This is a genomic window from Candidatus Eremiobacteraceae bacterium, assembly GCA_036511855.1.
Lineage (GTDB): Bacteria > Vulcanimicrobiota > Vulcanimicrobiia > Eremiobacterales > Eremiobacteraceae > JABCYQ01.
In genome coordinates this window covers 1-5,262 of sequence record DATCBN010000104.1, presented here as the reverse complement: position 1 = coordinate 5,262, position 5,262 = coordinate 1, and the positions used below count along the sequence as shown (strand labels likewise).

At 59.2% G+C, this 5,262-nt stretch carries 5 protein-coding genes and 4 tRNA genes; 1 reads left to right on the top strand and 8 read right to left on the bottom strand.

The window, feature by feature from the left end; all coding sequences use genetic code 11:
- The 4 genes from VII69_13900 to VII69_13885 form a co-directional block, all read right to left on the bottom strand.
- Positions 1 to 219, bottom strand: a 219-nt coding sequence (locus VII69_13900) for a GTP-binding protein (protein ID HEY5096201.1), incomplete at its 3' end; no start/stop codon positions are given.
- A gap of 108 nt (positions 220 to 327) precedes the next feature.
- Positions 328 to 401 (bottom strand) — tRNA-Arg (locus tag VII69_13895).
- 13 nt (positions 402 to 414) lie between these two features.
- Positions 415 to 486 (bottom strand) — tRNA-Thr (locus VII69_13890).
- Between the two features lie 70 nt (positions 487 to 556).
- The gene (locus VII69_13885; GenBank protein HEY5096200.1) at positions 557 to 2,800 is read right to left on the bottom strand and encodes an EAL domain-containing protein; all 2,244 of its coding nucleotides are present in this window, start codon (positions 2,798 to 2,800) and stop codon (positions 557 to 559) included.
- A 440-nt stretch (positions 2,801 to 3,240) separates the two neighbouring features.
- On the opposite strand from VII69_13885, the gene VII69_13880 reads away from it, so the two are divergent.
- A complete protein-coding gene (locus VII69_13880) occupies positions 3,241 to 4,263 on the top strand; it encodes a hypothetical protein (GenBank protein ID HEY5096199.1) in 1,023 nt (340 codons plus the stop codon).
- 92 nt (positions 4,264 to 4,355) lie between these two features.
- Here VII69_13880 and VII69_13875 read toward each other — a convergent pair.
- From VII69_13875 to VII69_13860, 4 genes are all read right to left on the bottom strand, one after another.
- A tRNA-Gly gene (locus VII69_13875) sits at positions 4,356 to 4,431 on the bottom strand.
- 61 nt (positions 4,432 to 4,492) lie between these two features.
- Positions 4,493 to 4,579 (bottom strand) — tRNA-Tyr (locus VII69_13870).
- A gap of 78 nt (positions 4,580 to 4,657) precedes the next feature.
- On the bottom strand, positions 4,658 to 4,948 hold the full coding sequence (locus tag VII69_13865; GenBank protein HEY5096198.1) for a hypothetical protein: 291 nt from the start codon (positions 4,946 to 4,948) through the stop codon (positions 4,658 to 4,660).
- Positions 4,945 to 5,262: hypothetical protein (locus VII69_13860; GenBank protein ID HEY5096197.1), on the bottom strand; the 318-nt coding region annotated here is incomplete at its 5' end. The genes VII69_13865 and VII69_13860, both read right to left, overlap by 4 nt.

Below are 5,262 nucleotides of genomic sequence, written 5' to 3'. Positions count from 1 at the left end.
GGTCTCGTACTCCGCGTGGTACAGCGAGATCGTGATCCCGCGCTCTTTCTCCTCAGGCGCGTTGTCGATCTGATCGACGATCAGCGCCTTGGTCCCAGTCCCCGACGCGGCCAACACCTTGGTGATCGCCGCCGTCAGCGTTGTCTTGCCGTGGTCCACGTGACCAATCGTCCCGATGTTCACGTGAGGCTTCGAACGCTCGAATTTCTGCTTGGCCATTCTCTCCCTCGATAGGTAGTTTTGTGTCCGCGTCCCGACGTGTGAGCCGGTGTCGTCCGGCCGTGCTTACGCACACCCCGGATACCGGGGCGGCAAAGAAAATCGGTTCGCGCCCGAGAGGATTCGAACCTCCAACCTACGGCTTAGGAGTCCATTGCTCTATCCAGTTGAGCTACGGGCGCGCGCAATCGTGCAAGCCCTCGGCGGGGATTGAACCCGCGGCCTCGTCCTTACCAAGGACGCGCTCTACCACTGAGCTACAAGGGCGTGTTTGGCCCCTACGAGCCGCCCCTAATAGTAGCCCAAATCAAGGTGCCGGTGCAACCCCACCCCAGTCTCAGCCGCTGGGAAGCGATGAGTGCATCGCGTTGCGAGACATGTGCCATGCTTCGAACTCGAGCACCGGCATCGGTAAGCCCAGCCAGTAGCCTTGCGCGAACCCGCAGCCTTCAGCGGCCAGCCATTCCGCCTGCTCCGGACGCTCGACCCCTTCGGCGATAATCGTGCGACCCAGCGAGCGGCCTAGTGAGAGCACGGATCTCACGATCGCCGCGTCCTCGACCGAATGCGGCAAGCCGGCGACAAACGATTTGTCGATCTTGATCACGTCGACGGTCAATTTCTTGAGGTACGACAACGACGCATACTGCGTGCCGAAATCGTCGAGCGCTACCACGATGCCCATCGAACGGCATTCTTGGAGCACCTCTTCAGCGGCGTCGGCATTGCGCAGGGCGGCCGTTTCGGTGACCTCGAGTGCGACGCGCGACGGATCGACGTGTTGATCCTCGAGCGCGCTCTGAAGAATCGAGATCAATCCTGGTTCGTGCAGTTGCAGCGCTGATATATTGATGGCGACGCGGACATCGAGGCCGTTACGGGCCCATTTGCCGACCTGCTCGATCGCACTTCGGATGACCCATTCGCCGACGGCCAGCATGAGTCCCGACTCTTCCACCTCTGCGATGAAGTGCGCGGCCGCGACGACGCCGTGTCCGGGCCGATGCCAGCGCAACAAGGTCTCTGCCGTGCACGTGCGGCCGGTCGATAGCTCGACGATCGGTTGGTAGTAGAGCTCGAGCGCGCCGTTCTCCATCGCATCACGGACGCCGGTCTGAATCTCGCGCCGGCTCTGCAGGCGCGCAGCGATCTCGCTGCTGAAAAAGAAGTGGCGGTTTCGACCGTCTTCTTTCGCGCGATACATCGCGGCATCCGCGTGCCGAAGGAGCATATCGGGCGCGTCGCCGTCGCCGGGATACACTACGATGCCGGTGCTCGCCGACAAGTGGATATCGCTGTCGTCGACAGGATAGGGGAGCGCCAGCACTTGACCGATCCGCGTCGCAAGCACCTCCAAGTCGGCGATCGAATCGACTTCGGGAACGAGCAGCGCGAACTCGTCGCCGCCAAAACGTGAACACGCATCGCCTTGCCTGATCATGGTCCGTAGACGACGCGCGGCCTCGAGCAGCACTCGGTCGCCGGTCGCGTGTCCGAGCGAATCGTTGACGTCTTTGAAGCGGTCGAGATCGATGTAGAGAACGCCCAAACGCCGGCCGGACCGATTCGCCGTTGCCATCGCTTCGGTGAGACGCTCGAGGAATCGCGCCCGATTCTCGAGGCCGGTGAGCGAGTCATGATATGCGAGATACGCGATCTGACTGCGCTGATCGAGATCGCTCAACACTCGCGCCAGATACGACGCCAACAATTCGATATACTCGAGGTCCTCGTGCGTCGACGGTTCCGCTTGCGAGTGGCGGCTCCCGAAAGCGAGAGTCTGTGACGTTCCGCTCGGTCGCAGCGGCGTCGCGAGCGCGCTGAGGAGCCCGCACTCTTTGAGCTTCGCTGAATAAGGCGATTGTTCGCTGGTGTTCGCATCGATGACGATGGTCCCGCGCGTCGACGATTCGGATTCGCACAGCGACGCGAGACACCCGACGAATTTCTGTATATCCGGATCGAGCGATTCGCCGCTGCCGTCGGCAGTCGCATTGCCTTGCGCGTCGACGATGACGGCGAAATCCATCTGCAGCGCTCGTCTGCCTTCCGCCAAAATCCTGCGGACGAGTCCGGCGCGGTGCAAATCACCGATCGTCTGCAACCGCCAAAGCGAGTCGAGGCGATCGAGGCGGCGGCTTGCGCGCGCTTCGGCCACGTCGCGAGCGCGTTCTTCAATCGTCCGGTCGGTGACGTCGCGGAAACTCCACACGCGCCCAACGGCGATGCCGCCTGCCTGCTGAGGAATGGAAAAGCGTTCGAACACTCGACCGTCGAGAAATTCGAGGACGTCGAAGCTTTCGGCGTTCGGCTTTCCGTACAGTTCTCGGACTTTTGCCACGAAGGCGTCGGGATCGCGCAGTTGGCTTAACACGAACGATATCGCGGCGTCGTCGTTACCATCGTCGAGAATCGATTGCGGTATGCGCCAAAGTTGGACGAAACGTTTGTTGAAGCGGGTGATCTTGCCGCATTTATCGACGACAAGAATCCCGTCGGCTGTCGCATCCAGCGTGGCGACCAACAGCGAATGCTCGTCCTCGATGCTACTCGAAGGCGGCGGCGTGGCGAACGGAGGCAACGATGTACTTGTAAGTCGGTGGTCGGGCAAAACGCGGCCCCTCTGGAGCTGCTGCAGCCGAAAGGCTTCTAGTTCATATCATCGGCATGGCACGTCCCGAACTTAAAGATACCGGTCGGTCCTTGCACATCGTAATGCATACCGCGCTCGGGGCATGGCATGCAACGCTGATAATATCTTGATCCGCGCCTCGGCTCGAGTCTCGACGAAATTAGGACCATCGGCTTAGGCCCGGGGCATCATCTTATGTGTCTTGCTGAAAATATGCAAAGGTTACGCGCCGCACACGAAAAAAACTTCGTCCTCTCGCATCCGCGGTTCACTTCACTCAAAAGGAGTTCAATTTGAAGAAGCTCGCGCTCGTACTTTGTATGACGCTCGTTTGTATTTCATCGTTCGCTCAGTGCGTATCTGCAGCACAGATATACTCGAAGAGCCAGATGATACCGATCTTTGTCACGCTGCCTGCACGCGGCGTCAATTTTGCCACTCTCGGCACCGATGCTAATGTGACCGTTCCGTTTTTCACGAACTCGATCACATCGCCGCTCGACGGCCATACGTACACCTTCCAAATCGTCGGAACGGATCCGACGAAAAGACCGCAAAGTACGACCGTGAAGTATCTGCCGATCATGTTGCGCGTGCATTTTCCGGACGGCACAGTTCTCGATCCCACGAAGCCCGGCTGCAATGACACAGTCTCGGTTGAAAAACGATTCTTCAACTCGCCGCTATTCCGCCACGTGCCCTTGGGATCCAACGGCGTCGACGTCGGCGATACCCAGATCATCGACGGATTCCAACGGGCTGAATTCTGGAATCTCGTCAAAGGCACCAATTATCACATGCTGCTTTCTCCCGCGGCAGCTGTAAACGTAATCGACGTGGACGCGCCGGCCGGTTCCACGACGCAGACGGGTGCTTGTGCTGGACAGAAGCATAACCTTGGCATGATCAGCTTCGGTGGTTGGGACAACATCCTGAGAGGCCTGATCAACCAATTCGCGCAAACCGATCAGTTGCCGATCATCGCAGCGTATAACGTCGTCGAAACTTCCGGCGGTTGCTGCATCATCGGCTACCACAATGCCTTCGGCCGAACCGGCGGCACGCAGACCTATGCCACGGGAGCTTACACGGATGCCGGCATTTTCAGCGCCCCCGGAATCGCAGACATCCATGCGTGGACTCACGAGATGGGCGAATGGGCGAACGATCCGTTCATCAATAACGGTACGCCTGCTTGGGGTCACGTCGGTCAAGTTGGCGGTTGTCAGGGGAATCTCGAGGTCGGCGATCCTTTAACAGGCACGCCGTTCCATGTATGGTTCAACGGCTTCCACTATCACCCGCAAGAGCTCGCGTTCTTCTCGTGGTTCTTCCGCACGCCATCGATCGGAACGGAGCACTTGTACTCGTTTAAGGGCACGTTCCAATCCGCTCAGGGTGCTTGTCACTAGGAGCGGTTCTTGAGCGTCTCGCAAAGAAGGGCAAGCGTTGCTTGCCCTTCATCTTTTTAGTTTCGCGAGTGACGCATTGACCAGAAATTCGCTGGAGCGGGAGACGGGTCTCGAACCCGCAACATCCAGCTTGGAAGGCTAGCGCTCTACCAATTGAGCTACTCCCGCCCGCTCAATAATGAATTAAGTGAAGCGGCGCGCGCGACCTGCCACTGTGCGCGCGTTGAACTGGTGGGCAGGGTAGGATTCGAACCTACGTAGCGCTGAGCGCGGCAGATTTACAGTCTGCTACCATTAACCACTCGGTCACCTGCCCGTGCGGTTTACCGAGCTAGTTGATGCTCCAAGTCCGCGCTAAGTCCCTACTTAGGGCAGCGCAAGCGGGTGATTTCGATCACGCAGATATTCCCAATGGTTGCTTGCGATCAATGCGCGCATCTGCTTCAGCCACAGCTCGAGCGTCAGTACTCCGGGCCATGGCGAAGATGGGTCCTTTTCGATCCGCCGCCAGTTCTTGCATGTTTGTATGGTCCAACATGACCGCATCCACAGGGAGGCCGGCCAACCGGTCCGGCGATATGTGCTTCGTCTGCTCGATGTGGACCAAGTCCGCGTCGATGTCTCCGTTCTCGATGTGTGCCATTTCGTGACCGATGACGATCGCCAGCGCATCCTCAGAGTTCACGAGCGCCAAGATTCCAACGCCGACGACGCGAGCCGCTGTGGCACGTGCGGCGCAAGTTTATCGCAAACGCGCTGAAGATATCTTTCGACTCGCACGCTTTGTGGCGTCGCGGCGATGCCGCGCTCGGACATCCACTTCTCCCACATGACCGAACCCAGGCGCTGCGAGTGTGTCTCTGTCATCCCGGTGGGCATGGCCTGCGCCAACGCTTTGCTACCCAACACTGCGCCGAGCGAAGCGAGCAACGTCGCTCGCGAATAGCTATTGTGCAACGGCATTATAGAGGTCTCACGGAGCGCCAAGCAACTGAGCGT

Bases quoted from the DNA above. Each gene is read 5' to 3' on its own strand.
- VII69_13880 (HEY5096199.1), top strand. From the start codon at position 3,241: ATGATACCGATCTTTGTCACGCTGCCTGCACGCGGCGTCAATTTTGCC.